The 23,881-nt window shown below is 58.7% G+C and carries 25 protein-coding genes; 6 read left to right on the top strand and 19 right to left on the bottom strand.

Annotation, left to right across the window (positions count from 1 at the left end; translation table 11 throughout):
- Positions 1–38 precede the first annotated feature (38 nt).
- The 13 genes from gstA to blr all read right to left on the bottom strand — a co-directional run bounded on the left by gstA (position 39) and on the right by blr (position 11,743).
- Positions 39–644, bottom strand: a complete 606-nt coding sequence (gene gstA / locus ACLH1U_RS02910; protein WP_032453112.1) for a glutathione transferase GstA — start codon at positions 642–644, stop codon at positions 39–41.
- 110 nt (positions 645–754) lie between these two features.
- On the bottom strand, positions 755–2,260 hold the full coding sequence (dtpA, locus tag ACLH1U_RS02915) for a dipeptide/tripeptide permease DtpA (protein ID WP_023289927.1): 1,506 nt from the start codon (positions 2,258–2,260) through the stop codon (positions 755–757).
- A 602-nt stretch (positions 2,261–2,862) separates the two neighbouring features.
- Positions 2,863–3,498 carry an endonuclease III gene (gene nth, locus ACLH1U_RS02920; protein ID WP_023289926.1) on the bottom strand — a complete coding sequence of 212 codons (636 nt, stop codon included), beginning with the start codon at positions 3,496–3,498 and terminating at the stop codon, positions 2,863–2,865.
- A 1-nt stretch (position 3,499) separates the two neighbouring features.
- A complete protein-coding gene (locus ACLH1U_RS02925; protein ID WP_023289925.1) occupies positions 3,500–4,198 on the bottom strand; it encodes an electron transport complex subunit E in 699 nt (232 codons plus the stop codon).
- A gap of 2 nt (positions 4,199–4,200) precedes the next feature.
- Entirely contained in the window at positions 4,201–4,821 is a 621-nt protein-coding gene (rsxG, locus tag ACLH1U_RS02930) for an electron transport complex subunit RsxG (protein WP_032453110.1), read from the bottom strand.
- A gap of 10 nt (positions 4,822–4,831) precedes the next feature.
- Positions 4,832–5,884 (bottom strand): electron transport complex subunit RsxD, encoded by a 1,053-nt coding sequence (gene rsxD / locus ACLH1U_RS02935; RefSeq protein WP_032453109.1) that lies wholly within the window; start codon positions 5,882–5,884, stop codon positions 4,832–4,834.
- Positions 5,885–7,942, bottom strand: coding sequence for an electron transport complex subunit RsxC (rsxC, locus tag ACLH1U_RS02940; protein WP_411299033.1), 2,058 nt, complete (start codon positions 7,940–7,942; stop codon positions 5,885–5,887).
- Positions 7,935–8,513, bottom strand: a complete 579-nt coding sequence (gene rsxB, locus ACLH1U_RS02945) for an electron transport complex subunit RsxB (RefSeq protein WP_023289921.1) — start codon at positions 8,511–8,513, stop codon at positions 7,935–7,937. Before rsxB ends, rsxC begins: the two co-directional genes overlap by 8 nt.
- Entirely contained in the window at positions 8,513–9,094 is a 582-nt protein-coding gene (gene rsxA, locus ACLH1U_RS02950; RefSeq protein WP_002907658.1) for an electron transport complex subunit RsxA, read from the bottom strand. Before rsxA ends, rsxB begins: the two co-directional genes overlap by 1 nt.
- Positions 9,095–9,172: 78 nt before the next feature.
- Positions 9,173–9,613, bottom strand: coding sequence for a DUF2569 domain-containing protein (locus ACLH1U_RS02955; RefSeq protein ID WP_023289920.1), 441 nt, complete (start codon positions 9,611–9,613; stop codon positions 9,173–9,175).
- A gap of 75 nt (positions 9,614–9,688) precedes the next feature.
- Positions 9,689–9,904: a transcription modulator YdgT gene (ydgT, locus tag ACLH1U_RS02960; RefSeq protein WP_004202843.1), complete on the bottom strand. Its 216-nt coding sequence runs from the start codon at positions 9,902–9,904 to the stop codon at positions 9,689–9,691.
- Positions 9,905–10,119: 215 nt separating this feature from the next.
- Positions 10,120–11,490: a GH1 family beta-glucosidase gene (locus tag ACLH1U_RS02965; RefSeq protein WP_085551047.1), complete on the bottom strand. Its 1,371-nt coding sequence runs from the start codon at positions 11,488–11,490 to the stop codon at positions 10,120–10,122.
- Between the two features lie 115 nt (positions 11,491–11,605).
- Positions 11,606–11,743: a division septum protein Blr gene (blr, locus tag ACLH1U_RS02970; protein WP_012541534.1), complete on the bottom strand. Its 138-nt coding sequence runs from the start codon at positions 11,741–11,743 to the stop codon at positions 11,606–11,608.
- A 190-nt stretch (positions 11,744–11,933) separates the two neighbouring features.
- Here blr and ACLH1U_RS02975 point away from each other — a divergent pair, with 190 nt between their 5' ends.
- Positions 11,934–12,974 carry an oxidoreductase gene (locus tag ACLH1U_RS02975; RefSeq protein ID WP_085551048.1) on the top strand — a complete coding sequence of 347 codons (1,041 nt, stop codon included), beginning with the start codon at positions 11,934–11,936 and terminating at the stop codon, positions 12,972–12,974.
- Between the two features lie 34 nt (positions 12,975–13,008).
- Here ACLH1U_RS02975 and add read toward each other — a convergent pair whose 3' ends face one another.
- Positions 13,009–14,010: an adenosine deaminase gene (add, locus tag ACLH1U_RS02980; protein ID WP_004202835.1), complete on the bottom strand. Its 1,002-nt coding sequence runs from the start codon at positions 14,008–14,010 to the stop codon at positions 13,009–13,011.
- Positions 14,011–14,231: 221 nt separating this feature from the next.
- On the opposite strand from add, the gene ACLH1U_RS02985 reads away from it, so the two are divergent.
- The gene (locus ACLH1U_RS02985) at positions 14,232–14,417 is read left to right on the top strand and encodes a hypothetical protein (protein WP_004202827.1); all 186 of its coding nucleotides are present in this window, start codon (positions 14,232–14,234) and stop codon (positions 14,415–14,417) included.
- 9 nt (positions 14,418–14,426) lie between these two features.
- Here ACLH1U_RS02985 and ACLH1U_RS02990 read toward each other — a convergent pair whose 3' ends face one another.
- Complete coding sequence (locus ACLH1U_RS02990; RefSeq protein ID WP_004202826.1) at positions 14,427–14,795, bottom strand: hypothetical protein; 369 nt, start codon at positions 14,793–14,795, stop codon at positions 14,427–14,429.
- A gap of 244 nt (positions 14,796–15,039) precedes the next feature.
- On the opposite strand from ACLH1U_RS02990, the gene cybB reads away from it, so the two are divergent.
- From cybB to ACLH1U_RS03005, 3 genes are all read left to right on the top strand, one after another.
- On the top strand, positions 15,040–15,567 hold the full coding sequence (cybB, locus tag ACLH1U_RS02995) for a cytochrome b561 (RefSeq protein ID WP_023289917.1): 528 nt from the start codon (positions 15,040–15,042) through the stop codon (positions 15,565–15,567).
- Between the two features lie 104 nt (positions 15,568–15,671).
- On the top strand, positions 15,672–15,947 hold the full coding sequence (locus ACLH1U_RS03000; RefSeq protein ID WP_004202822.1) for a metal/formaldehyde-sensitive transcriptional repressor: 276 nt from the start codon (positions 15,672–15,674) through the stop codon (positions 15,945–15,947).
- A 24-nt stretch (positions 15,948–15,971) separates the two neighbouring features.
- Positions 15,972–17,090: an S-(hydroxymethyl)glutathione dehydrogenase/class III alcohol dehydrogenase gene (locus tag ACLH1U_RS03005; RefSeq protein ID WP_023289916.1), complete on the top strand. Its 1,119-nt coding sequence runs from the start codon at positions 15,972–15,974 to the stop codon at positions 17,088–17,090.
- Between the two features lie 68 nt (positions 17,091–17,158).
- Here ACLH1U_RS03005 and ACLH1U_RS03010 read toward each other — a convergent pair whose 3' ends face one another.
- From ACLH1U_RS03010 to pcaH, 4 genes are all read right to left on the bottom strand, one after another.
- Positions 17,159–19,531: a membrane-bound PQQ-dependent dehydrogenase, glucose/quinate/shikimate family gene (locus tag ACLH1U_RS03010; protein WP_085551049.1), complete on the bottom strand. Its 2,373-nt coding sequence runs from the start codon at positions 19,529–19,531 to the stop codon at positions 17,159–17,161.
- A 277-nt stretch (positions 19,532–19,808) separates the two neighbouring features.
- Positions 19,809–20,732: a LysR substrate-binding domain-containing protein gene (locus ACLH1U_RS03015; RefSeq protein ID WP_023289914.1), complete on the bottom strand. Its 924-nt coding sequence runs from the start codon at positions 20,730–20,732 to the stop codon at positions 19,809–19,811.
- A gap of 177 nt (positions 20,733–20,909) precedes the next feature.
- Positions 20,910–21,530, bottom strand: a complete 621-nt coding sequence (pcaG, locus tag ACLH1U_RS03020; protein ID WP_023289913.1) for a protocatechuate 3,4-dioxygenase subunit alpha — start codon at positions 21,528–21,530, stop codon at positions 20,910–20,912.
- Complete coding sequence (pcaH, locus tag ACLH1U_RS03025) at positions 21,527–22,267, bottom strand: protocatechuate 3,4-dioxygenase subunit beta (protein WP_004202816.1); 741 nt, start codon at positions 22,265–22,267, stop codon at positions 21,527–21,529. Before pcaH ends, pcaG begins: the two co-directional genes overlap by 4 nt.
- A gap of 239 nt (positions 22,268–22,506) precedes the next feature.
- Here pcaH and ACLH1U_RS03030 point away from each other — a divergent pair, with 239 nt between their 5' ends.
- Positions 22,507–23,850, top strand: a complete 1,344-nt coding sequence (locus ACLH1U_RS03030) for a VOC family protein (protein ID WP_411299034.1) — start codon at positions 22,507–22,509, stop codon at positions 23,848–23,850.
- The last annotated feature ends 31 nt before the right edge of the window (positions 23,851–23,881 follow it).

Genomic DNA, 23,881 nt, shown 5'->3' on the forward strand with positions numbered 1-23,881 from the left:
CCGACTCTGCCCGGCAGAGCGCCGGGCAGTCTCTGGTCTTACTTTAAGCCTTCCGCTGCCAGTGCGTCAGCCACTGCCGGACGCGCCGCCACCTGCGCCATCCAGCTGCCGATATGACTACAGGCGGCCATATCCAGTTTAATCGCATAGCCCCAGCGCAGCACCGTGAACAGATAACCATCGGCGATAGTGAAGCGATGGCCGGTGAGCCACTGTTTATCCGCCAGCGAGGCATCCACGTACTGCAGTTTCTTCTCGAGCAACGCGCGCGCAACGGGCTTATAGTCCTCCGGGGTGTCCGGGCGGAACAGTGGCGTAAAGCCTTTATGCAGTTCGGTAGCGACGTAGTTCAGCCATTCCAGGGTCTGGTAACGGGCAACGGAGCCCACGGGCGCCAGAAGATGGCGGTCCGGCACCTGATCGGCGATGTACTGCATAATAGCCACGCCCTCAGTAAGCAGGATGTCATCATCCAGCAGCAGCGCCGGCACCTGACCTTTCGGGTTGATCAGCAGATAATCTTCCCCGTTTTCCAGCTGTTTCCTTGCCAGATCCACGCTCTGCAAAGTGAAATCCAGGCCGCTTTCGCGCAGGGCGATGTGTGAGGCGAGGGAACAGGCGCCGGGTTTGTAGAACAGTTTCATGCGATACTCCTCGTGGCTGCAGTTTTCTGTATGTTAGTCCCGCCAGGGGTAAAAAAAAAGCCGCTAACCTAACGTTAGCGGCTTAAAAATAATTGGTTTTCCCTGCGGCGTCAGGCTGCCGCGGTTTCGCGTGCTTTTACGTCCGCGCTGTCGTCCTGAGTCATTCGGTTCAGCTTCGGCGCGGTCAGCAGCATCAGGGCGGCGATGACCGCGGTGACGATACCGATCTGCAGGAACACGTGGCCATACACTTCCAGCGACACCAGCGGATCGGTGACGTTTTCCGGTACCGCCATCAGGTTGGCGATTTTCCCGGCGATGATTGCCGCACCGGCGGTGGTGAGGAACCAGCTGCCCATAATGAAGCCCATCAGACGCTGGGGAACCAGCTGAGCGACCATCGCCAGGCCGAGGCCGGAAATCATCAGCTCACCGATAGACTGCAGCGCGTAGCTCAGAATCAGCCAGTTAACCGAGACGATACCGGCGTCGCTGGCGAACTTCGCCCCTAAAGGCAGGACGAGGAACGCGCCGGAGCACAGCACCATACCGATAGCGAACTTGTGCGGCATCGGCAGGCGGTCGCCCATCTTGTTATAGATGGCGGCCAGAATAGGGCTACCAATCATGATCCAGAACGGGTTCAGCGCCTGATACTGTTCCGGCTCGAAGGCGAGGCCGAGGATCGAGTGCTCCACGTTGCGGATAGCAAAGAAGTTCAGAGAGGTCGGCATCTGGCTGTACAGTACGAAGAAGACGATCGCTTCTACCATCAGCAGGAAGGCGACGATCATTTTGCGACGCGCGGCGCCTTTCAGGCCCATCGCCTCTTTGGCGAAAATCACCACGATACCCAGCGCGATGACGCCCAGCGCCATGCGTGCGATACCCTGGTTGTGCAGCAGCCAGGTAGCGATAGCGACCAGCACCACCACGCCAGCGATGGTCGCCAGCAGTTTACCCATATGCACCGGGGCAAAGTCCGGTTTCGAACCGTACTGTTTCACCCATTTCTGGCAGAAGGCGAAGTTAATGATGGTGATCACCATCCCCACCACGCTCAGGGCGAAGGCGACGCTCCAGCCGAAACGCGCGGCCAGCCACGGAGTTGCCAGCATCGAGAAGAACGAACCGATGTTGATGGACATGTAGTACATGGTAAATGCACCGTCCAAACGCGGATCGTTTTTGTCATAGCAGGTAGAAAGCAGGGAAGACGGGTTGGCTTTAAACAGGCCGTTACCGACGGCGATAGTCGCCATACCCATATAGACGATAGCGGCGTCATGACCGGACCAGGCGACCAGCGCATAGCCGATGGCCAGCACGATAGCGCCCAGCATAATGACGCGTTTGGTACCCAGCACTTTATCGCCCAGCCAGCCGCCAATGGCGACCAGGCCATAAACCAGCGCGCTAAAGGAGGAGAACAGAGTAATGGAATCCGCTTCCGACATACCCAGCTGTTTTACCAGGTAAACGGCCATGATCCCTTGCAGGCCGTAGTAACCAAAACGCTCCCACAACTCGATCGAGAAAATGAGATAGAACGCGCGTGGTTGTTTGAAAGCGTTCAGACTCACGCTTTCTGCTGGTTTATTGTTTGCAGTAGACACATATACCTCTTTTTTTACATCCCATATTTACTGGGGGGTGTTCGGGGCGCAATCTCGTTGGACCGCCGCCTTTATAGTTATTCTTGGAGGGAAAACGGCAGGTAATGTTCACTATCCTGGCGCATCAGGCAAGGCTTTTGTAATAATCTGTTACACATAATCAGGGCGGTATAATGCTCCGGTCATATGAATGTTATCCAGAGTTAAATTTCACCGTTACGTTATCGCTGCTATTTTTATCTTTTTGATTCGCCCATTTTTCCCGTAAAGGCGATATATTCTACTGATTGCGCAATAAAGCAGTGATATGGTCCATTATCCTAAAAATTCATGGCTTATTATCCTGGTGATCTTTGATCAGCCGTTGTATTGCCTGACTTTTATTTCCATTTTAATAACATTCTTTCAACATCGAGTTGCGAGCATGATCTGGATCACAAATGCATAGAAATTTTGCGACGCTAAAAAATGAATGAGCTGGTTGTTTGTTATATAACCGGATAATAGCCCATGAAAATGCGGTTTATGTGGTGTTAACGGCGGGTTAAATAGCTAAATGCGGACCATAACCTAAAGTTAGGCTATGGTCGTGAGTAAGACGATCAGGCGTAAACTTTGTCTTTGAATTCGCAAAGGTCTTCAATCAGGCAGGAGCCACAGCGCGGCTTGCGAGCGATACAGGTGTAACGGCCGTGCAGAATAAGCCAGTGATGGCAGTCGACCTTAAACTCGGCGGGAACCACCTTCAGCAGCTTCTCTTCCACCTGTTCGACGTTTTTCCCTGGGGCGAATTGCGTCCGGTTGCAAACGCGGAAGATATGGGTGTCTACGGCGATCGTCGGCCAGCCAAAGGCGGTATTTAGCACCACGTTGGCGGTTTTGCGGCCCACGCCGGGCAACGCCTCCAGGGCCGCTCTGTCCTCCGGTACCTCGCCGTTGTGCTGCTCCAGCAGGATCCGGCAGGTTTTGATGACGTTTTCCGCTTTGCTGTTAAACAGGCCGATGGTTTTGATATAGGATTTCACGCCCTCCACCCCCAGCGCCAGCATCGCCGCAGGCGTATTGGCCACCGGGTAGAGTTTGGCTGTCGCTTTATTGACGCTCACGTCGGTCGCCTGCGCCGAGAGCAGGACGGCAATCAGCAGCTCAAACGGCGAGCTGAAGTGCAGCTCGGTGGTGGGGTGGGGATCGTTGTCCCGCAGCCTGGTAAGGATCGCCAGGCGTTTGGCTTTGTTCATATTACGCTTTCCCTGTCGCGTCAGACGGTGCGACAGAGTCGGCCCGGGCCGCCTGCGCCTTCCGCTGCTTGCTACGTTCATCGATAAGGTATTTTACCGCCAGCATCATGCCGAGGCCAATAAAGGCGCCTGGCGGCAGCATAGCCAGCAGGAAAGGAGTGTCTGTATGGAAAACCTCGATGCGCAGGACCTTTGCCCAACTGCCAAGCAGGCTGTCGGCACCGTCAAACAGCGTGCCATTGCCTAGGATTTCGCGCAGGGAGCCCAGCACGAACATCGCGCAGGTGGCCCCCATACCGATAGAGAAGCCGTCCAGCGCCGACAGCGCCGGTCCTTTTTTGGCGGCAAAGGCTTCGGCGCGGCCCACCACGATGCAGTTGGTGACGATAAGCGGGATGAAAATCCCCAGCGACTGATACAGACCGAACGCATAGGCGTTGATCAGCATCTGCACCACGCTCACCACCGAGGCGATAATCATCACGTAGATCGGGATCCGGATCTCCGCCGGGGTCCAGCGGCGCAGGCTGGAGATGGTCAGGTTGGTCAGGGTCAACACCAGGGTCGTCGCCAGACCCAGCCCAAGGGCGTTGGTGGCGGTTGAGGTGACCGCCAGCAGGGGACACATCCCTAACAGCTGAACCAGAGCGGAGTTGTTTTTCCACAGACCCTGGACGATGACGTCTTTAACTTCGCTCATGGTTACTCTCCACAGGCGCTGAATTCAGGAAGTTGCGCAGGCAGCGTTTGTGCATACAGGCCTGCGCGCTTAACGGCATTGACCACCGCCCGGGGGGTGATGGTGGCGCCGGTGAACTGGTCAAAATCGCCGCCGTCTTTTTTGACCGCCCAGTGGCTGTCGCCCTGGCCGTGGATGACTTTCCCGGTAAAATGGGTGATCCAGTCCGACAGGCGCAGCTCGATTTTATCCCCCAGACCCGGGGTTTCATGATGCTCGGTCACGCGGGTGCCGAGGACCGTGCCGCTAAAATCGGCGGCCACCAGCAGCTGGATCGCTCCGGAATAGCCATCCGGCGCGGTGGCTTCCATGACCGCGCCGATCGGCTGGTCGTTATTTTTGGCTATCCACACTTTATGCTGGCCTTTGCCCAGCGCCGGGGCGCTGACCAGATAGCAGCTCTTGAGCAGATCGTTATTATAGCGGTCGGCAGGTAAAACCTGGTCGAATAACGCTTTCTGCTGCTGTGCCGCCTGCTGGTCGATGGTGCTTTTGGTCAACTCATTGATCGCCGCCGTTAGCCCGGTGGAGCCGGCGGCAAACAGCGCCAGCGTGACGCCGTGTTTTCGCATGGTTTTTAACATCTTCGCTCTCTCAACGGTGGCCATACGCGCGCGGACGGGTGTAGTAATCGATCAGCGGCACGGTAATATTCGCCAGCAGAACGGCAAACGCTACGCCGTCCGGGTAACCGCCGAAGCTACGAATAAGCCACACCAACAGGCCGGCGAGGGCGCCAAAGATCAGACGGCCGCGGTTGGTTGTCGAAGCCGTCACCGGGTCGGTCAGAATAAAGAAGGCGCCAAGCATGGTGGCTCCGGAGAGCAAATGCATCTGCGGTGAGGCCAGACTCTGCGGCGAGAAGATCCAGCCGAGGGTCGCGCACAGGCCAAGGCTGACGAGGAAGCTGACCGGGATATGCCAGCGGATCGCTTTCTGCCACAGCAGAAATAGTCCGCCCGCCAGCCAGGCGATATTCACCCACTGCCAGCCCAGGCCCGCCAGAACGCCGCCGTAAACCGGCAACTGCAGTACCTGCTGGACGCTATGTCCGGCATGCAGGGAGGTTTTGAAGGTATCCAGCGGGGTTGCCTGGCTGATGCCGTCGATACCCAGCCGCAGGCTGGCCATGTCGCCTCCGGCGGCGGTATGACCGGTAAAGATCATCTGCAGCGTATCGCTGAACGCCGGGATATGGGCGGCAATCTCGTATGAAGGCAGCCAGGAGGTCATCTGCACCGGGAAGGAAATTAGCAGCACGACGTAGCCGATCATCGCCGGGTTGAAGGGGTTATGGCCGAGTCCACCGTACAACTGCTTGGCGATCACTATGGCAAAGGCGGTGCCGAGCACCACCATCCACCAGGGGGCCAGCGGCGGAATACTCACCGCCAGCAGCAGGCCAGTGAGCAGGGCGGAGTTATCCCTCAGGGTGGACGCAACAGGCTGTTTGCGCAGTTTGAGAATAGCGGCTTCCATTGCCCAGGCCGTCAGAGCGGCGAGGACAATCTGCAGGACGGTGCCCCAGCCGAAAAACCATGTCTGGACCACAATGCCAGGTACGGCGGCGAGCAGCACCAGCAGCATAATGCGCGAAGTCTGCCGCTGGTTATGGGTATAGGGGGAGCTTGCGATTCTGAAAACCATTTATTCCTCGTTAACTGCCTGCTGTGTTGCTTTGCGCGCCTGAACGCGGGCGATCGCCGCGGCGACGGCCGCTTTGCGTGGGTCGTCATTGGCTGCGGTTGACGCGATTTCCGCCTGGGCGGCCTGCTGTTCGGCTTTGCGCGCTTTGGCGCGGGCGATAGCGGCTTCCACCGCGGCTTTACGCGGGTCGGCCGGCTCGGCCGACGGGGCTTCCGCCGGCGCGGCCTGCTGTTCGGCTTTGCGCGCTTTGGCGCGGGCGATAGCGGCTTCCACCGCGGCTTTACGCGGGTCGGCCGGCTCGGCCGCCGGGGCTTCCGCCGGCACGGCCTGTTGTTCGGCTTTGCGCGCTTTGGCGCGGGCGATAGCGGCTTCCACGGCCGCTTTGCGTGGATCGGCAGCGTCGGTCGACGGAGTTTCCGCCGGCGCGGCCTGCTGCTGCGCTTTACGCGCCCGGGCTTCGGCCTTCCGCGCTTCGCGGGCGGCGATCGCCTCGCTGTTGTCCGGTCTGGCGCCGGCCTGAATCACGATAGGCTGCGCGGCGTCGCGCTGTTTATCACGTACCCGGGCCAGGGCGGCGTTAATCGCATCCTGATCTTTGGCGGCAGGCTGGACGGCGGCTTTTTTATGCCGCTCGGCGCGGGCCGCTTTCTCACGCTCCAGGCGCGCCTGTCGGGCCTCGAATCGCGCTTTGGCTTCCGCAGCGCGCTGCTCTTCCTGACGAATCGCCGCGATCTCGGCTTTCTCCTGACGGAAGTACTGCACCAGCGGAATATTGCTTGGGCATACCCACGCGCACGCGCCGCATTCGATGCAGTCCGCCAGATTGTGGGCGGTGGCTTTATCGTGCTGCTGGCCTTTGCTGAACCAGTAAAGCTGCTGCGGCAGCAGATCGGCCGGGCAGGCGTCGGCGCAGGCGCTGCAGCGAATGCAGCCTTTCTCTTCCTGCGGCTCGCCCATCTCGCTGGCGGAGGGGGCTAACAGACAGTTGGTGATCTTCACCACCGGGACGTCGAGCCCCGGCAGGGTAAAGCCCATCAGCGGCCCGCCCATGATCACCATCGGCTCGGCGCTGGCGCAGAAGCCGGCGTCGTTCAGCAGATGGCGCACCGGCGTGCCAAGGCGCGCCCAGACGTTGCCCGGCCGGGTTACCGCCTCGCCGGTGAGGGTGACTACGCGCTCGGTTAACGGCTCGCCGTCAATCACTGCGCGTTTCACCGCATAGGCTGTACCGACGTTCTGCATCAGCACGCCAATGTCCGAAGAGCGACCACCGTGGGGTACCTGTTTGCCGGTGAGAATTTGGGTGAGCTGCTTGGCGCCGCCGGAGGGGTATTTGGTGGGGATCACGCGCAGCGAAATGCCATGGGCGTCGCAAAGCACCGCCCGCAGCATCGAGATGGCCTGCGGCTTATTGTCTTCAATGCCGATCAGCACCTCGTCAGGCTGCAGAATATGGGCAAGGATGCGGATCCCTTCGACAATCTGCGCCGCGCAGTCCTGCATCAGACGGTCGTCCGCCGTGATATAGGGCTCGCACTCGGCGGCGTTAATGATCAGCGTTTTAATTTTATCGCCGCCGCCGCGCAGTTTACTGCCGGTGGGGAAGCCCGCGCCGCCGAGGCCGGCAACGCCAAACTGGTGGATGCGCTCAATCAGCGCTTCACGGGTGCGGGTCTGATAGTCGCTCCAGCCGTCGCGTTCGATCCAGCGGTCTTCGCCGTCGGCGTCAATGATCACGCTCATCTCCGCCAGCGCGGACGGATGGGCAGTGGTGTGCGGGGCGATAGCGGCAACGGTGCCGGAGGTGGGAGCGTGAACCGGCAGCATTCTTCCCCAACCGCGGGTCAGCGGCTGGCCGCGCAGCACCCGGTCGCCGACCTTGACGCACAGTTCGCCTTCGGCGCCGATGTGCTGCTTTAGCGGGAGCACAAAGCGCTGCGGCAGGGAAACCTGGCGCAGCGGGGTGCCGTTAGACTGGGTTTTCATCTCCGGCGGGTGAATACCGCCGTTAAAATCCCAGACTTTATCTTTTCGGAAAGCGGAAAATAGCTTAAACATGTTGTTCCACAGGAATATTTCGCACCGGGATCGTATTCAGATCCCATTTCCAGGTTTCCGGGGTCGTCGCCACCGGAACGAGTGAAATGCACTGGGTCGGGCAGGGGGCAACACACAGGTTGCAGCCGGTGCACAGGTCGCTCATCACGGTATGCATGGCGCGGGTCGCCCCGACAATGGCATCCACCGGACACGCCTGAATACATTTGGTGCAGCCGATGCAGTTCGGCTCGTCAATCACGGCGAGCATGCGGGCCGGCTCGGCTGCCTGCTCGTCGCCGTCGACGGGCTGCGGGTCGACGTTGAGCAGGGCGGCGATTTTTAACATCACCGCTTCGCCACCCGGCGCGCAGCGGTTAATTTTCTCACCCTGCACGCCCACCGCTTCCGCATAGGGGCGGCAGCCAGGGTAGCCGCACTGCCCACACTGGCTCTGCGGCAACAGTTCATCAATTTTTTCCACCACCGGGTCGTCCTGCACCGCGAAACGGCGCGACGCGTACCCCAGTATTAAGCCGAAAATCAGCCCTAACAGGCTGATGGCGATCACGGCTATCCAGACTGCGCTCATTACAACTTCACCAAACCACTAAAGCCCATAAAGGCCAGAGACATTAAACCGGCGGTAATCAGCGCGATGGCATTACCGCGGAACGGCGCGGGGACATCGGCCACCACCAGACGCTCGCGGATCGCCGCGAACAGCACCATCACCAGCGAGAAGCCGACGGCGGCGGCAAAACCGTACAGCGCCGACTGCAGGAAATTGTGGCCCAGATTGATGTTCAGCAGCGCCACCCCAAGCACCGCGCAGTTGGTGGTGATCAGTGGTAAAAAGATCCCCAGCAGGCGATAAAGCGCCGGGCTGGTTTTACGCACCACCATCTCAGTGAACTGAACCACCACGGCGATAACCAGAATAAAGGCCAGGGTACGTAAATAAACCAGATTTAGCGGGATAAGGATCCAGGTATCAATCAGCCAGGCGCAAATAGAGGCCAGGGTCATCACGAAGGTGGTCGCGAGCCCCATTCCCATTGCGGTTTCCAGCTTTTTGGAAACACCCATAAACGGGCACAGGCCAAGGAACTTCACTAAAACGAAGTTATTGACAAGGACAGTACCGATAAAGAGCAGTAAATAATCAGCCATCATGCGACCTGAAACGAAAAAAAGCCGCTTATTATCGAATAAAACGATACCGGCGACAACAGGTTAAGTGTGGGGTTTTTACGGATTAACAAAGGTCCGTTTGACCCGCTGTGAACGGCGAAAATAGGGCGCCAGCAGCGCGGCGGCCAGCAGCGGAAACAGTAGCTGACGCAGAGCAAGGGCATCCGAAACGGGGGAGAAGGCAAACGCCTTTATCGCCAGCAGCAGCGTAATGAGCAGCCAGATAATATAGTGTTTCGGCACCAGCGAGCGCCGCTTGAAAAAGGCGATGGTCAGCCAGAGCGTATAAAACCACATGGCGATGGCAAACAGCAGCGAGGCGACCCACAGCGCCATGTGTCCGGTGCTCATGGCGCGCAGCAGGGCCCAGGTCTGCGGCGACATGAGGGCATTGGCAAAAAATAGCAGCGATAACGAGGCGCTCAACAGCGCCAACAGCAACCAGGCCAGCGGTGCCAACAGCCAGCCGCCGATGCGCTCCGCAGATTGAGACGTCATGTTTCTCCCCTATTCAACGCCAGTATATAAAAGCAGGCCGGGAAGTATAAGCAACTGGCGTGAAGGATGACAGCCTTACTGCACGAATCGCCAAACGGATTTAGGCACCTGGCCCACATCGAACAATTTACCACCGGAAACCAGCTCTGCCCGGCGATGGTCGGCGGCGCGATACATATTAACGATCTCTTCGGTGTCAGTCAGGGAGTAGTTAAGGTGATCAAATAGTTTTTCAAGACTTTCCAGCGAACTGATTTTGCGGAATTTTAATAAATAGTCCAGAACGGTCATTTTCGTATCCATTTTATAATCGGAATAATTACGTTGAATATTATCAGCATTCACTAAACCTACTCTCAACCAACGGCGCCTTCTGCCGGGGCCGCGTGGAATAATTCAGGTTATAAAAACCCATGACAAGGAGCAAAGCCAACCTTGAAGAGCAGGGAGATGTTTAAGAATATTCTAAATCAGACCGGGCGCCGAATGGCGCCCGCAGGAGAAGATTAACGCTGTTCGCCGCGGCTGGCAATAACAGATTTGTACCAATAAAAACTCTTCTTTCGTTTGCGTGCCAGATTTTGCTGGTGGTCCACATAGACAAAGCCATATTGCTTTTGATAACCGTTGAGCCAGCTCAGCAAATCGATAAACGACCAGGGATAATAGCCGCGGACGTCCGCTCCCTGCGCCAGCGCCTTTTCCAGGGCGCCAATATGGCTGCTCAGATAGTCGATTCGCGGATCGTCGACCACCTCACCGGCAATAATCGGGTCTTTCGCCCCAAGGCCATTCTCGGTGATATAGATCGGGATATCGCCATAGCGCGCCTTGATCATCATAATGCCGTCGGTCAGCCCCTGCGGCCAGATCTCCCAGCCCCATTCGGTATAGGTGCTTTGCGGATTACGCACGAAATAGAATAACCCCTCCACGCCAGGCTCGCCGCCGGTGGGGATTTCGGGCGGCTGGGCGGATACCGTTTCCCTACGATAGTAATTCAGACCGATAAAGTCGCAGCGGTTGTCTCGCAGCAGCGCGTCGTCCTCTGGAGCAAAGCGCGGTACGCCCCACAGCGCTTGAGTCTGCGCCAGCAGGGCAGCAGGATAGGCGCCTTTTAGCACCGGATCGTACAGCCAGTGGGTATGGATGGCGTCAGCCAGGTCGGTAGCCTGCCGGTCTGCCTCGCTGTCGGTGAGTGGGGTATGCGGCTGCAGCACATTGACGAAACCAATCTCGCCCGCCACGGCCATCTCGCGAAAAGCCTTCACCGCCAGCGCATGGGCGATAAATACGTGATGACAGGCCTGGATGGCGCGCGCCGGATCGCGAACGGCCGGGGGATGCAGGCCGTTAATGTAGCCGTGGCCGATGAAGACAATGGTCTCGTTAAAGGTTGCCCACAGCTTCACCCGCGAACCAAAGCGCGCGTAGCACAGGCGGGCGTACTCGGCGAAGGCCTCGGCGGTGCTGCGTGCTTCCCAGCCGCCCTCATCCTGCAGGGCCTGCGGCAGGTCCCAGTGATAGAGGGTGATCATCGGCTCAATATTATGCGCCAGCAGTTCATCGATCAGATCGCTATAAAACTGCACGCCTGCTTCATTAACCTCGCCGCGCCCGGAGGGCAGCAGGCGGGGCCAGGAGATGGAAAAGCGATAGCTCTGCAGACCCATCTCGGCCATCAACGCCACGTCTTCGCGAAAACGGTGATAGTGATCGACGGCGATATCGCCGGTGGTCCCTTCAAAGGTGGTTCCCGGCAGGTGAGAGTAAATATCCCAGATTGACGGTCCTTTACCGTCAGCGTCGTGCCCACCTTCGACCTGATACGCTGCGGTAGCGGCACCCCATAAAAAATGTTGCGGAAAAGCGGCCATGAAAAAGCTCCCAGTCTGATGATAGAGGGAGTGTAATCAAAGCAAGGAGAGCTGTGCAACCGGTTTCTGAAACCGGTTGCACAGTTGCGAAGCAGGTCACTGTTTTACGGCGGCGCTACTTTGTCTGCACCACATCCGCTGGCGGTGGCGACTGGTAATTATCAATATGGTGCGCGATAACCAAAAGCAGTGCGGAAATCCCAAAAACAATCCAGCCAATAAGTTCTACAATACGGGTAAAAACAGTCGTCATAACACTTCAATATCCTTTGAACACAGTGGGAAATGTTACTCCATGGTCAGCAGATCACAAGGGGTATCTGTCTGATTTTGCACGCATGCGGTAAAACCGTAAGTGGAAAAATGATAAGTTTGAGTCGCGTTTTGTAAGAATATTCTCATTAACCAGATATTAACATCAGCTGAATAAGCGAGGCGGTAACATGAGTGATGCGATCCGGGTGGGGCTGGTGGGCTATGGCTACGCCAGCAAAACGTTTCATGCGCCGTTAATCAGCGGCACGTCGGGCCTGGCGCTGACGATGGTCTCCAGCAGCGACGCGGCCAAAGTTCATGCCGACTGGCCTGGCGTGAAGGTGGTCAGTGCGGCGAGTGAATTGCTGAACGACCCGGAGATCGATCTGGTGGTCATCGCCACGCCGAACGACACGCACTTCCCACTGGCGAAAGCGGCGCTGGAGGCCGGGAAGCACGTGGTGGTGGATAAACCCTTTACCGTGACACTGTCACAGGCTCGCGAGCTGGAGAGCCTGGCGAAGCACTGTGGTCGGGTGCTGTCGGTATTTCACAACCGGCGTTGGGACAGTGATTTTTTAACGGTCAGAACGTTGATCAACGAAGGCCAGCTGGGAGAGGTGGGTTACTTCGAATCACATTTCGACCGTTTCCGGCCGCAGGTGCGCCAGCGCTGGCGGGAGCAGGCGGGCCCCGGGAGCGGAATTTGGTATGATCTTGGACCGCATCTGCTCGACCAGGCGGTGGCGCTGTTTGGTCTGCCGGTGAGCATCACGGTCGATCTCGCTCAGCTTCGGCCCGGCGCGCAATCCACTGACTATTTTCACGCGGTGCTGGCCTATCCCCAGCGGCGGGTGGTGCTGCACGGCACATTGCTCGCCGCCGCGGAGAGCGCGCGCTTTATCGTCCACGGCTCGCGGGCCAGCTATATCAAGTACGGTCTCGACCCGCAGGAGGAGCGGTTGAAAAATGGCGAACGTTTGCCGCAGGAGGACTGGGGGTATGATATGCGTGACGGTACCCTCACTCGCGCCGAAGGCGACGAACGCAGCGAGGAGACGTGGCTGACGCTGCCGGGCAATTATCCCGCTTACTATGCCGCTATCCGCGATGCGCTCAACGGGGTGGGAGAAAACCCGGTCCCGGCCAGCGAGGCGATTCAGATCATGACCCTGATTGAGCTCGGTATCGAGTCGGCCCGGCACCGCGCCACGCTCAGCCTGGTGTGAAAAAAGCCCGGCAGCGCGGCTGCCGGGCCGGTAATCAGCCTTTGGCCACCCGCTGAATGAGCGCGGCTTTTTCCTGTTCGCTGAGAAACGCCTGAGTCAAACCGTTGATCTGTGCCTGGCGGATCTGCTCCCGGCTCAGGCCCGCCGCCGGTGCCGCCACGGTATATTCGTGGATAATGTCGACCCCCTGGACCGCCGGATCGTCAGTGTTGAGGCTCGCCAGCACGCCGTGCTCAAGGAACTGCTTCAGCGGATGCTGGGCCAGAGAGGGCACGGTGCTGGTTTGCACGTTCGAGGTGAGGCAGGATTCAATCCCGATGCGGTGCTCGGCCAGATAGTCCATCAGGGCGGGATCCTGTACCGCTTTTACCCCATGGCCGATGCGCTCGGCGCCCAGTTCACGGATGGCCTGCCAGATACTTTCCGGGCCGGCCGCTTCGCCAGCGTGGACGGTGATATGCCACCCGGCATCGCGGGCCTGGTTAAAATGACTGAGGAACAGCGCCCCCGGGAATCCCAGCTCATCGCCAGCGAGGTCGAGGGCGGTGATGCCATCGCGGTGGGCGAGCAGGGCCGCCAGCTCTTCCTGACAGGCCGCTTCGCCAAAGGTGCGGCTCAAAATGCCGATCAGGCGGGCATCGACCTGGAAATCGCGGCACCCCTCACGTACCCCGGCGATCACTGCCTCTACCACGCCGTCGACCGGCAGCTGGTGGGTCATCGCCATATAGCGGGGGGAGAAGCGCAGCTCCACGTAGTGCAGGCCATTGCGCGCCGCGTCTTCGACGTTCTCATACGCCACGCGACGGCAGGCTTCCAGCGAGGCCAGGACTTTCACCCCCCAGTCGAGCTTGGCGAGAAAACTGACCAGATCGGGCTCCAGGCTGGTGACCTGGACGTGGGGACGCAGCGTGTCAAGGGTGGTAGCGGGAAGGGTGATGTTAAACTCGCGGCCAAGATCGAGGATGGTTTGGGCCCGGATGTTACCGTCAAGGTGGCGGTGAATGTCGGTTAATGGCAATGAGGAATCAATCATGGTCGCACTCTTTTTTTAGTTAAAGTGCACGTCATTATACAACAGATACCTAACGCTTTAAAACGATTGAAAAAAGACAAAAGAAACAAACGCCTGCGCCAGGCCCGGCCGGCGCAGCAGAATGCGGCGCATAATCATTTACATTTATATTTTATTTGAATGTATTCATGTTACATATTAAATTCTGCTTACTTTATCGACGATGAGGCAGGGATGCGGATGTGGAAAGCGTAATCCATAATAATATTGAGGGTTTTCTGCTGTTATTATTAAGCATGTGGCCCATTCTGTTGGTGGTATTCGTTGGTGTCGCCATCTCCTTCTATACCATGCTGTTACGCAAAACGGCGCTGGCCTGCCTGCTGTTCGCCGTCGCCATCGGCGCCGCAGGCTGGAGCTTTGCCTGACGCCAGGCCTCAGGGTTTATCCAGCAGGCTCATACTGGAGGTGGCGGCGCCATCATTCAGATTGGACGGCGAATGCCAGTCGCGGCCCGCCAGGGCGCTGTCTCCCTGACCGCTGCTGGCGACGCTGTCCTGCTGCGTCGACAGCGTTGACCCTTCAAGCGCTTCCTCTGCCCCCGACTGGTCGGGCAGAGAACTGCTATACCCGCCATTGTTCGAATACGTATCCATACCGTTGACTTCATTCGGCACCGTGTCGGTGGTGGTCCCGTCATCGTTAATGCAAAATGAGCCGCCGATGCCGTTAGGCTGACAGTCCGCGGCGAAAGTCGGGCTGGCCAACGCGGTCAGCAGCAATAGCGGTAAGCTAATTTTCTTCATTTTTTATCTCCATACGCAGCGTGGCCGACAGATGTTCTCAACTATAGAGGGGAGAGCGCGGCGGCAGGTAACAAAACTGTTTAATTTTGTAATAGCTCATGGTATCCGGCGCCCGTTCGCGTGGCCCGGGCGCAGCGGCTCGGCACAATGCGGTAATCATTTGTTAATTCAACGTAAAGGTTAATGAAAATTTAAGGGAAGGCCGCTATGTTGGCAGCATCACACTTTCCATTAAGGATATTCCATGCGCGATAAATATTCCGGCCTGCAGATTGGCATCCACTGGCTGGTCTTCTTGCTGGTGGTGGTGGCCTATGCGGCGATGGAGCTGCGCGGATTTTTCCCCCGCAGCGATCGGCCGCTGATTAATATGATTCATGTTTCCTGCGGGATCGCCATTTGCGTGCTGATGGCGGCGCGTCTGCTGGTGCGGCTGAAAACGCCGACGCCGCCGATCGTGCCGAAGCCGTCGCCAATGATGACCGGTTTCGCCCATCTCGGCCATCTGGTTATTTATCTGCTGTTTATTGCCCTGCCGCTGATCGGCATGGTGATGATGTACTGGCGCGGGAATCCCTGGTACGCCTTTGGCCTGACGATGCCGTATGCCCCGCAGAGCGATTTTGAGCGGGTGGACACCCTGAAAGCGATCCATGAATGGTTAGCGAATGCCGGTTACTTCGTGATTGGCCTGCATGCCTTTGCCGCGCTGCTTCATCATTACTGGTGGAAAGATAATACCCTGCTGCGAATGATGCCCCGTAAGCGCTGAATCACTCGCTTCAACATTCAGACCCCGTCCCGCGACGGGGTTTTTTTTGCCTTTGCGGCTAATAAAATATAGTATACCCCCCTATATGATACGGAGGCGTTATCGTGCCACATTCACCTGAAGATAAAAAACGGGCCCTCAGCCGCGTACGCCGCATCCGTGGCCAGGTTGAAGCCCTTGAACGCGCGCTGGAGTCAGGCGAACCCTGTATGACTATCCTGCAGCAGATCGCCTCGATTCGCGGGGCGGCAAACGGTCTGATGGGCGAAATGGTGGAGATCCACCTGCAGGACGAGCTGGTTAGCGGCGACACCACACCGGACCAGCGGGCCGCGAGAATGGCAGAGGTCGGTCATCTGCTACGATCTTATTTAAAATAACATCACGACGAGGAAGAGACAGTTATGAAATCACGCGCAGCAGTGGCCTTTGGCCCCGGTCAGCCGTTAAAAATCGTAGAGATTGACGTCGCGCCGCCGAAAAAAGGCGAAGTTCTGGTGAAAATCACCCATACCGGCGTGTGCCATACCGATGCCTTCACCCTTTCCGGCGACGATCCGGAAGGCGTCTTCCCGGCGGTGCTGGGCCATGAAGGCGGCGGCGTGGTCGTGGAAGTGGGCGAGGGCGTCACCAGTCTTAAGCCGGGCGATCATGTCATCCCGCTGTATACCGCCGAATGCGGCGAGTGCAAGTTCTGTAAGTCGGGTAAAACCAATCTCTGTCAGGCGGTGCGCGCCACCCAGGGCAAAGGGCTGATGCCGGACGGCACCACCCGTTTCTCGTATAACGGCGAACCGATTTATCACTACATGGGCACCAGCACCTTCAGCGAATACACGGTCTGCGCTGAGATCTCGCTGGCGAAAGTCAATCCGCAGGCGCCGCTGGATAAAGTGTGTCTGCTGGGCTGCGGCGTGACCACCGGCATCGGCGCGGTGCATAACACGGCGAAGGTTAAGCCCGGGGATACCGTCGCGGTCTTTGGTCTGGGCGGCATCGGCCTGGCGGTGATCCAGGGCGCCGTGCAGGCGCAAGCCGGGCGCATTTTGGCGGTCGATACTAACCCGGATAAGTTCACTCTCGCGAAAGAGATGGGGGCTACCGACTTTATCAACCCCAACGACTACGATAAGCCCATTCAGGATGTGATCGTTGAGCTGACCGACGGCGGGGTGGATTTCAGCTTCGAGTGCATCGGTAATGTCAATGTGATGCGCGCGGCGCTGGAATGCTGCCATAAAGGCTGGGGCGAGAGCGTCATTATCGGCGTGGCCGGCGCCGGGCAGGAGATCAAGACCCGTCCGTTCCAGCTGGTGACTGGCCGGGTGTGGCGCGGCTCCGCCTTTGGCGGCGTGAAAGGCCGTAGCCAGCTGCCGGGAATGGTGGAAGACGCGATGGCGGGTAAAATTCGCCTCGACCCGTTTATTACTCATCGTCTGCCGCTGGCGCAAATTAACGAGGCCTTTGACCTGATGCATGAAGGCAAATCGATTCGCACCGTGATCCACTTTGGCGACCAGTAATCGCTAACGCGCAAGGCGTTTCGTCAGCAGCAAAAAAGGGCCCGAATGGGCCCTTTTGCTTAGGTCAATCAATGATGGTCAGGAAGCGCGTAGGCGATAATGTAATCCCCGCGATCCGGAGACTGACGGGCGCCGCCCGCATTGATAATGATGTACTGCTTACCGGTTTTCGGCGACACGTAGGTCATCGGGCCGGACTGACTGCCAACCGGCAGACGGGATTTCCAGATCTCCTTGCCGTTAGCGGTATCAAAGGCGCGCAGGTAGAAATCCTGGGTGCCGGCGAAGAACAGCAGCCCGGACTGCGTCGCCAGCGACGCGCCAAGGGTCGGCATACCGATCGGAATCGGCATATGCATGCGGATCCCCAGCGGCCCGGTATCCTCTACGGTGCCTACCGGCACCTGCCACACCAGTTTCCCGGTTTTCAGATCCACAGCGGACATGGTGCCGAAAGGCGGTTTCTGGCACGGAATGCCCAGCGGCGACAGGAAACGTTCGCGCATGGCGCCAAACGGCGTGCCTTCCATCGGCACGATGCCCATCTCAATGCCGCTGGCGTCTTTCGCTACCTTTTCGCGCGGCACCATATAGTTGGCGAGACCGAGACGCATATCGTTAACGAACATCAGGCTGTTGTTGGGATCCACCGAGACGCTGCCCCAGTTCATGCCGCCGAGCGAGCCCGGGAATTGCAGGGAGCGGTCTTCCCCCGGCGGGGTAAAGACTCCCTGGTGGCGCATCTCTTTGAACTGGATACGGCACAGCAGCAGGTCGATCGGCGTCGCGCCCCACATATCGGACTCGGTCAGCGTCTGGTTGCCGATCATCGGCATTCCCACCGAGTAAGGCTGCGTCGGCGAGTAGCGCTCGCCTTTGACGTTGCCCACCGGCACCGGTCGCTCTTCCACTTTCGCCACCGGCTCGCCGGTTTCGCGATTGAGCATAAAGATCATACCCTGCTTGCTGGTCTGCACCAGCACCGGGGTGGTGCCGCCCTTGCCGTCAGGCAGATCGTACAGCAGCGGCTGAGACGGCAGGTCAAAGTCCCACAGGTCGTGGTGGGTGGTCTGGAAGTGCCAGCGTACCTGGCCGGTCGCGGCATCCACAGCGACGATAGAGGAGCTGTATTTGTCGTCCAGCGCGGTTCGTTCGCCGCCGAAGAAGTCTGGCGTAGCGTTGCCGGTCGGCAGATAGATCAGGTTCAGCTTCGCGTCGTAAGACATCGCCGACCAGACGTTCGGCGTGCCGCGCGTATAGGTCTGGCCCTCCGGCGGTACGCCGGTCAGCGCCGGATTACCCGGATCCCACGCCCAGGCCAGTTTACCGGTATGGACGTCAAACGCGCGGACCACCCCCGGCGGTTCGCCGGTAGAGTAGTTATCCGCGACGCGGCCGCCCACCACCACCACATTGCCCGCGACCAGCGGGGTGGAGGTCTGTTGATAGTAGCCCGCTTTGACTTCGCCCATTCCGACGCTGAGGTCGACAATACCGCGATCGCCGAAGCTCTCGCACAGTTTGCCGGTGTCGGCATCAATGGCGATCAGGCGGGCATCGATCGTCGGCAGGAACAGACGACGGGAGCAGGCGGCAGGCTGGGCGCCTGACGCTGGCGTCGTCTGCGCCTGGCTATCTTCGTAATAGCCTAAGCCGCGGCAGCGCTGCCAGTTAGGCGAAGAGGATTTGGAGTCATAGCGCCATTTCTCTTTGCCGCTGTCGACATCCAGCGCCAGCACTTTGCTGTATGGGGTACAGACGTAGAGGGTATCGCCAATCTGCAGCGGGGTATTCTGATCTTCCGCGCCGGAGCCATTGCTCTGCGGAATATCCCCAGTATGCGCCACCCAGGCTACCTGCAGCTGGTTGACGTTGTGCTTGTTGATTTGATCGAGAGCGGCGAAGCGGTCGCCGTGGGTGGTGTTGCCCCAGTGCGCCCAGTTTTTCTGCTCTTCGCCCGGTGCGACGGGTTTCACCGGTACCGCTTCCGTGGCGCTGACCAGCGGTTCGGATTTAAACATCCAGCCAAAGCTTCCCGCCAGCGCCACGGCGAGCACGGCGGCGATGGCAAAAGCCGGGCCTTTTTTCGCCGGCGGGCTGGCGAGGAAAGGCCACACCAGGGCGGCGAGAAAGGCCAGCACGGCAAGGGCGAACAGGCGCGAGAAGAGCGGCCAGAAGTTCCAGCCAGCGTCGCCGATCGCCCAGATCACTGAGGCGATAAACGCCACGGCGTACAGCAAAATCCCGCCGCGGCGGCGACGGAAAATTAGCACTGCCGCGATAACCATCACCACGCCCATCAGCGCAAAGTACAGCGTGCCGCCGACGAGAGCCAGTTTTGCCCCCAGAATACCGATAGCCAGACCGATGATCAGCATCAGTCCGGCGAGAAGCCACTGCAGGATCCGGGGGAATCCGCGCGGCGCGTTGCCAGTTGTCATGAAATCTCCTTAACCACACCAGCCACCTCATTACGAACCAAATGAAACAAAGTTATTTTGTTTTATTTTTGAATGAAGTGGTTTTTATCTTCATAAAGCCAAATTTATTGCCTGCTTTGATTTCATATGAACCATTTGGTGAAATCGCGATATGATAGATCTGTTAAAGAAATTTGCGCAAATGTTAATAAATAATTTCGCACTAAATGATTATTTTGCTGAATGTGTCTCAGTCGGCGTCGGCTCCCCGGCCGCGACGGGCCGGGGGAGCGGCGGATCAGGCAGGCATTGATTTACGAATAGCGCTGAGCAGGGTGTGCGTCCCGGGGGTCAGCGTCGCATCGACGCGGGTTAAAATGCCGATGGGCTCCCCGGCGCCCTGGGTGGCAATCGGCAGGGCGGTCAGTACGCCACGGCGAAGATCGTCTTTAACCGCCCCGGAAGGGACGAACCAGACATAGTCAAAATCAACCGTTAGCTGGCGCGACAGGGAAGCGGACAGAGTCTCGATGCAGCCGGCGGGCATTTTACACCCCTGGCTCTGGAGCAGCGCTTCGGCGTTTTGCCGCGGCACGGTGCCCTTTGGCGAGACCACCACCGGCCACTCCATCACCCGACTGAGGGTCACCGTCTCCTGCAGCAGGGGATGTCCCGGACGAACCACCAGCTTAAGGGATTCCAGGAACAGCAGTTCGTAATGCAGGCCGCTCATCAGCTCCGGATCGGACATCCGTCCGATGCCGATGTCGATCTCCCCGGACTTTAACCCGGCGAGCAGCATGGTGTTGTTCATGGTGGCGACCTGCAGCGTGATATCTTTTTGCTGCTTATGGAACTGGCCGATCACCGTCGGCAGGATCCCCAGCGCGGCGGTAGGCAGCGCGCCGATGCGTACAATATCGTTATTCAGGCCCTCTTTACGATTCAGCGCCTGGCCCGCCGAGTTAAGGGCATCAAGCACCTTCACGGCATGAGTCAGAAACTGTTCCCCGACCAGGGTCAGCTGCGCCCCCAGACGTCCCCGCTCAAACAGACGGGTACCGGTCAGCTGTTCAAGCTCGTTAAGCGTTTTTGAAAGTGCTGGCTGGCTCAGATTTAAAGTTTCAGCCGCGCGCCCCAGCGTTCCCTGTTGAGCGACGGCCACGAAGGTGTGTAGATGGCGCAAGCGAATGCGCTGACTGAAGAGACCATTTTTTTCCATAGTAAGATGATGTTAAAAACACAGCGGTGAAAGAGACAAGCGGCCTTGTTTAAATTTGATAACCAGATAGCAAAATATTTTTAACATTTGAGCTGATTACATTACAAGATCTTTCCCTATGGTTTAACACGCCGCCGCCCCGGCTGTGCGGGGCGACGGCGGTGGTCTGCATGGCCGCTAGATATCGAAAAAGACGGTTTCGTTCTCGCCCTGCAGATAAATGTCGAAACGATAGACCACTTCCGCACCGCGAACTTCGCGCTCAGCGATTAAGGTTTTGCGTCTCACCTCCCACTCGATGAGATTCAGTACCGGGTCGCTGGCGTTGGCCTCGTGCTCATCGGCAAAATACATCCGCGTATTGAGGCCAATATTGATCCCCCGGGCCACCACCCACAGATTGACGTGCGGCGCCATCAGACGGCCATCGCGGCCAACCACCGCGCCGGGCTTGATGGTTTCAAAGCGCCAGACGCCGGAGGTGAAGTCAGAGCAGGTGCGCCCCCAGCCGCGAAAGCCCGGGTCGACCGCTTTCTGCTGCTGACGATCGTCAGGATGGTTATAGCGTCCCGCGGCGTTGGCCTGCCAGATCTCCAGCAGCACATCGCGGACCGGGGTTCCGGAGCCGTCGATAACCCGGCCTTCAATGGTGATCCGTTCCCCGACGGTATCGGCGGTGGTGAGAACCGGACCAAAATTTTTCTCAAAAATATGGAAACCCGCGGCGTCCGGCGCCAGACCGATATGAACATAGGGTCCCGCGGTCTGCGAGGCGGTTTCAGGCAGATACTCTTTCATCGGGCGGCCCCCTGAGTGCGATTTTCAAACAGCGTGGCGCGATGGCCGCGCAGAACAAGGTCGAAGCGGTAGGCCAGACAATCCAGCGGCACGGCGGCGTGCATGTCCAGCTCGGCGATCAGGGTGCGCACGGCGTCGTCATTATTAATGGTTCTGACGATCGGGCACTGCTTGATCAGCGGGTCGCCTTCGAAATACATCTGGGTGATCAGGCGCTGGGCCCAGGCGTCGCCTGAGAGCGAGAAATGAATATGCGCCGGACGCCAGTCGCTGGCCTGGTTGCGCCAGGGGTACGGGCCGGGCTTGATGGTGCGAAAACAGTAATAGCCGTTCTCGTCGGTCAGCACCCGGCCGCAGCCGCCGAAGTTCGGGTCAATCGGCGCCAGATACTGATCTTTTTTATGTCGATAGCGGCCGCCGGCATTGGCCTGCCAGACTTCCACCAGGGTGTTTTTCATCGGTCGGCCGAAGCCATCCCGCACGTAGCCGTGCACAATGATCCGCTCGCCAATCGGCAGGCCTTCTTTGGCATAGTTAAGGATAAGGTCATTATCCAGCGGACCCAGGTCGTCGCGGCTAAACACCGGGCCGGTGATCTCCGACAGCGAGTTCTGCAGGGAGATCAGGGCGTTTTTCGGGGAGCGCAGGACGCTGGTTTTATAGCCCGGGGCGTAAGCGGGCGGGTGACTACTGTAATCGCGATGGATAACCTCGCGCGGGGACCATTTATCGTTCATCGGGTACTCCGTATAGAGGGTAGAGGGGCATGTTGTTGTAATGTCGCCAGAAACAGTGTGTGTAAATGTATTGTTAATTTAAAGTGAAATTACCGGGTGTTTTTCATAACCATCGGTTATGTTCTGCGCTATGCCCGTGACCGGAAGCAGGTTATCGCCATCACAGTTTGTAAATTCTTCCCCCCGCCGGGAGGCAGCTTTCCTACACTCCAGGAAGTATTCACTGGAGGTAACACATCATGGCGAACACCATCACGGCTGATGAGATTCGGGAGCACTTTTCGCAGGCCATGTCGGCCATGTACCAGCAGGAAGTTCCGCAGTACGGGACGCTGCTGGAGCTGGTGGCTGACGTCAACCTGGCGGTACTGGAAAATAATCCGAAGCTGCATGAACAACTGGCCAACGCCGACGAGCTGGCGCGTCTGAACGTTGAGCGCCACGGGGCGATCCGCGTGGGCACAGCGGAGGAACTGGCGACGCTGCGTCGCATGTTTGCCATTATGGGGATGTATCCCGTCAGCTATTACGATCTCTCGCAGGCCGGCGTGCCGGTTCACTCCACGGCGTTTCGTCCTGTCGACGATGCCGCGCTGGCGCGCAATCCGTTTCGGGTATTTACCTCGCTGCTGCGTCTGGAGCTGATCGAAAACCGCGCTCTGCGCGAGCGGGCCGAGGCGATCCTCGCCCGGCGCAACATATTCACTCCCCGCTGCCTGGCGCTGATCGCCCGGCACGAGGCCGAAGCGGCCTTCACCCCAGCGGAAGCCCGCGAGTTTGTGCAGGAGGCGCTGGAAACCTTCCGCTGGCACCGGCATGCCACCGTCGATGAGGAGACCTACCACGCGCTGCATCGCGAGCATCGCCTGATTGCCGATGTGGTCTGCTTCCCTGGATGCCATATCAACCACCTCACGCCGCGGACGCTGGATATTGACCGCGCGCAGGCCCTGATGCCGGAGTGCGGTATTGAGCCAAAGGCCCTGATCGAAGGTCCGCCGCGCCGGGAGGTACCGATCCTCCTGCGGCAGACCAGCTTCAAGGCGCTCGAGGAGCCGGTGATGTTCGCCGGCGAACACCGCGGCACCCACAGCGCCCGCTTTGGCGAAATTGAGCAGCGCGGCGTGGCGCTGACGCCGAAAGGGCGCGCGCTGTACGACCGGCTGCTGCAGGCGGCAGGGACCGGCAAAGACAATCTCAGCCACCAGCTGCATCTGCAGGAGGTGTTCCGCGAATTTCCCGACAGCGAGTTTCTGCTGCGTCAGCAGGGGCTGGCCTGGTTTCGCTACCGCCTGACGCCGGCTGGCGAGGCCCATCGCCAGGCGTTTCGCCCGGGCGACGATCCCCAGCCGCTGATCGAGCGCGGATGGGTGGTGGCCCAGCCCATCGTCTATGAGGATTTTTTACCGGTCAGCGCGGCGGGCATTTTTCAGTCCAATCTGGGTAACGAAACCCAGGCGCGCAGCCACGGGAATGCCAGCCGCGAAGCCTTTGAGGCGGCGCTGGGCTGCCCGGTGCAGGATGAGTTTGAACTGTACCGGCAGGCGGAGGAGCGCAGCAAACGACGTTGCGGTCTGCTGTAAAATCAGTACCCTGCTGGCATCAGCCTTACAG

It is taken from the genome of Klebsiella sp. 1SOBk5mer (assembly GCF_046603115.1).
Lineage (GTDB): Bacteria > Pseudomonadota > Gammaproteobacteria > Enterobacterales > Enterobacteriaceae > Klebsiella > Klebsiella quasipneumoniae.

Bases quoted from the DNA above. Each gene is read 5' to 3' on its own strand.
- gstA (WP_032453112.1), bottom strand. From the start codon at position 644: ATGAAACTGTTCTACAAACCCGGCGCCTGTTCCCTCGCCTCACACATC.
- nth (WP_023289926.1), bottom strand. From the start codon at position 3,498: ATGAACAAAGCCAAACGCCTGGCGATCCTTACCAGGCTGCGGGACAAC.
- ACLH1U_RS02925 (WP_023289925.1), bottom strand. From the start codon at position 4,198: ATGAGCGAAGTTAAAGACGTCATCGTCCAGGGTCTGTGGAAAAACAAC.
- rsxG (WP_032453110.1), bottom strand. From the start codon at position 4,821: ATGTTAAAAACCATGCGAAAACACGGCGTCACGCTGGCGCTGTTTGCC.
- rsxD (WP_032453109.1), bottom strand. From the start codon at position 5,884: ATGGTTTTCAGAATCGCAAGCTCCCCCTATACCCATAACCAGCGGCAG.
- rsxC (WP_411299033.1), bottom strand. From the start codon at position 7,942: ATGTTTAAGCTATTTTCCGCTTTCCGAAAAGATAAAGTCTGGGATTTT.
- rsxB (WP_023289921.1), bottom strand. From the start codon at position 8,513: ATGAGCGCAGTCTGGATAGCCGTGATCGCCATCAGCCTGTTAGGGCTG.
- rsxA (WP_002907658.1), bottom strand. From the start codon at position 9,094: ATGGCTGATTATTTACTGCTCTTTATCGGTACTGTCCTTGTCAATAAC.
- ACLH1U_RS02955 (WP_023289920.1), bottom strand. From the start codon at position 9,613: ATGACGTCTCAATCTGCGGAGCGCATCGGCGGCTGGCTGTTGGCACCG.
- ydgT (WP_004202843.1), bottom strand. From the start codon at position 9,904: ATGACCGTTCTGGACTATTTATTAAAATTCCGCAAAATCAGTTCGCTG.
- ACLH1U_RS02965 (WP_085551047.1), bottom strand. From the start codon at position 11,490: ATGGCCGCTTTTCCGCAACATTTTTTATGGGGTGCCGCTACCGCAGCG.
- blr (WP_012541534.1), bottom strand. From the start codon at position 11,743: ATGACGACTGTTTTTACCCGTATTGTAGAACTTATTGGCTGGATTGTT.
- ACLH1U_RS02975 (WP_085551048.1), top strand. From the start codon at position 11,934: ATGAGTGATGCGATCCGGGTGGGGCTGGTGGGCTATGGCTACGCCAGC.
- add (WP_004202835.1), bottom strand. From the start codon at position 14,010: ATGATTGATTCCTCATTGCCATTAACCGACATTCACCGCCACCTTGAC.
- ACLH1U_RS02990 (WP_004202826.1), bottom strand. From the start codon at position 14,795: ATGAAGAAAATTAGCTTACCGCTATTGCTGCTGACCGCGTTGGCCAGC.
- cybB (WP_023289917.1), top strand. From the start codon at position 15,040: ATGCGCGATAAATATTCCGGCCTGCAGATTGGCATCCACTGGCTGGTC.
- ACLH1U_RS03005 (WP_023289916.1), top strand. From the start codon at position 15,972: ATGAAATCACGCGCAGCAGTGGCCTTTGGCCCCGGTCAGCCGTTAAAA.
- ACLH1U_RS03010 (WP_085551049.1), bottom strand. From the start codon at position 19,531: ATGACAACTGGCAACGCGCCGCGCGGATTCCCCCGGATCCTGCAGTGG.
- ACLH1U_RS03015 (WP_023289914.1), bottom strand. From the start codon at position 20,732: ATGGAAAAAAATGGTCTCTTCAGTCAGCGCATTCGCTTGCGCCATCTA.
- pcaG (WP_023289913.1), bottom strand. From the start codon at position 21,530: ATGAAAGAGTATCTGCCTGAAACCGCCTCGCAGACCGCGGGACCCTAT.
- pcaH (WP_004202816.1), bottom strand. From the start codon at position 22,267: ATGAACGATAAATGGTCCCCGCGCGAGGTTATCCATCGCGATTACAGT.
- ACLH1U_RS03030 (WP_411299034.1), top strand. From the start codon at position 22,507: ATGGCGAACACCATCACGGCTGATGAGATTCGGGAGCACTTTTCGCAG.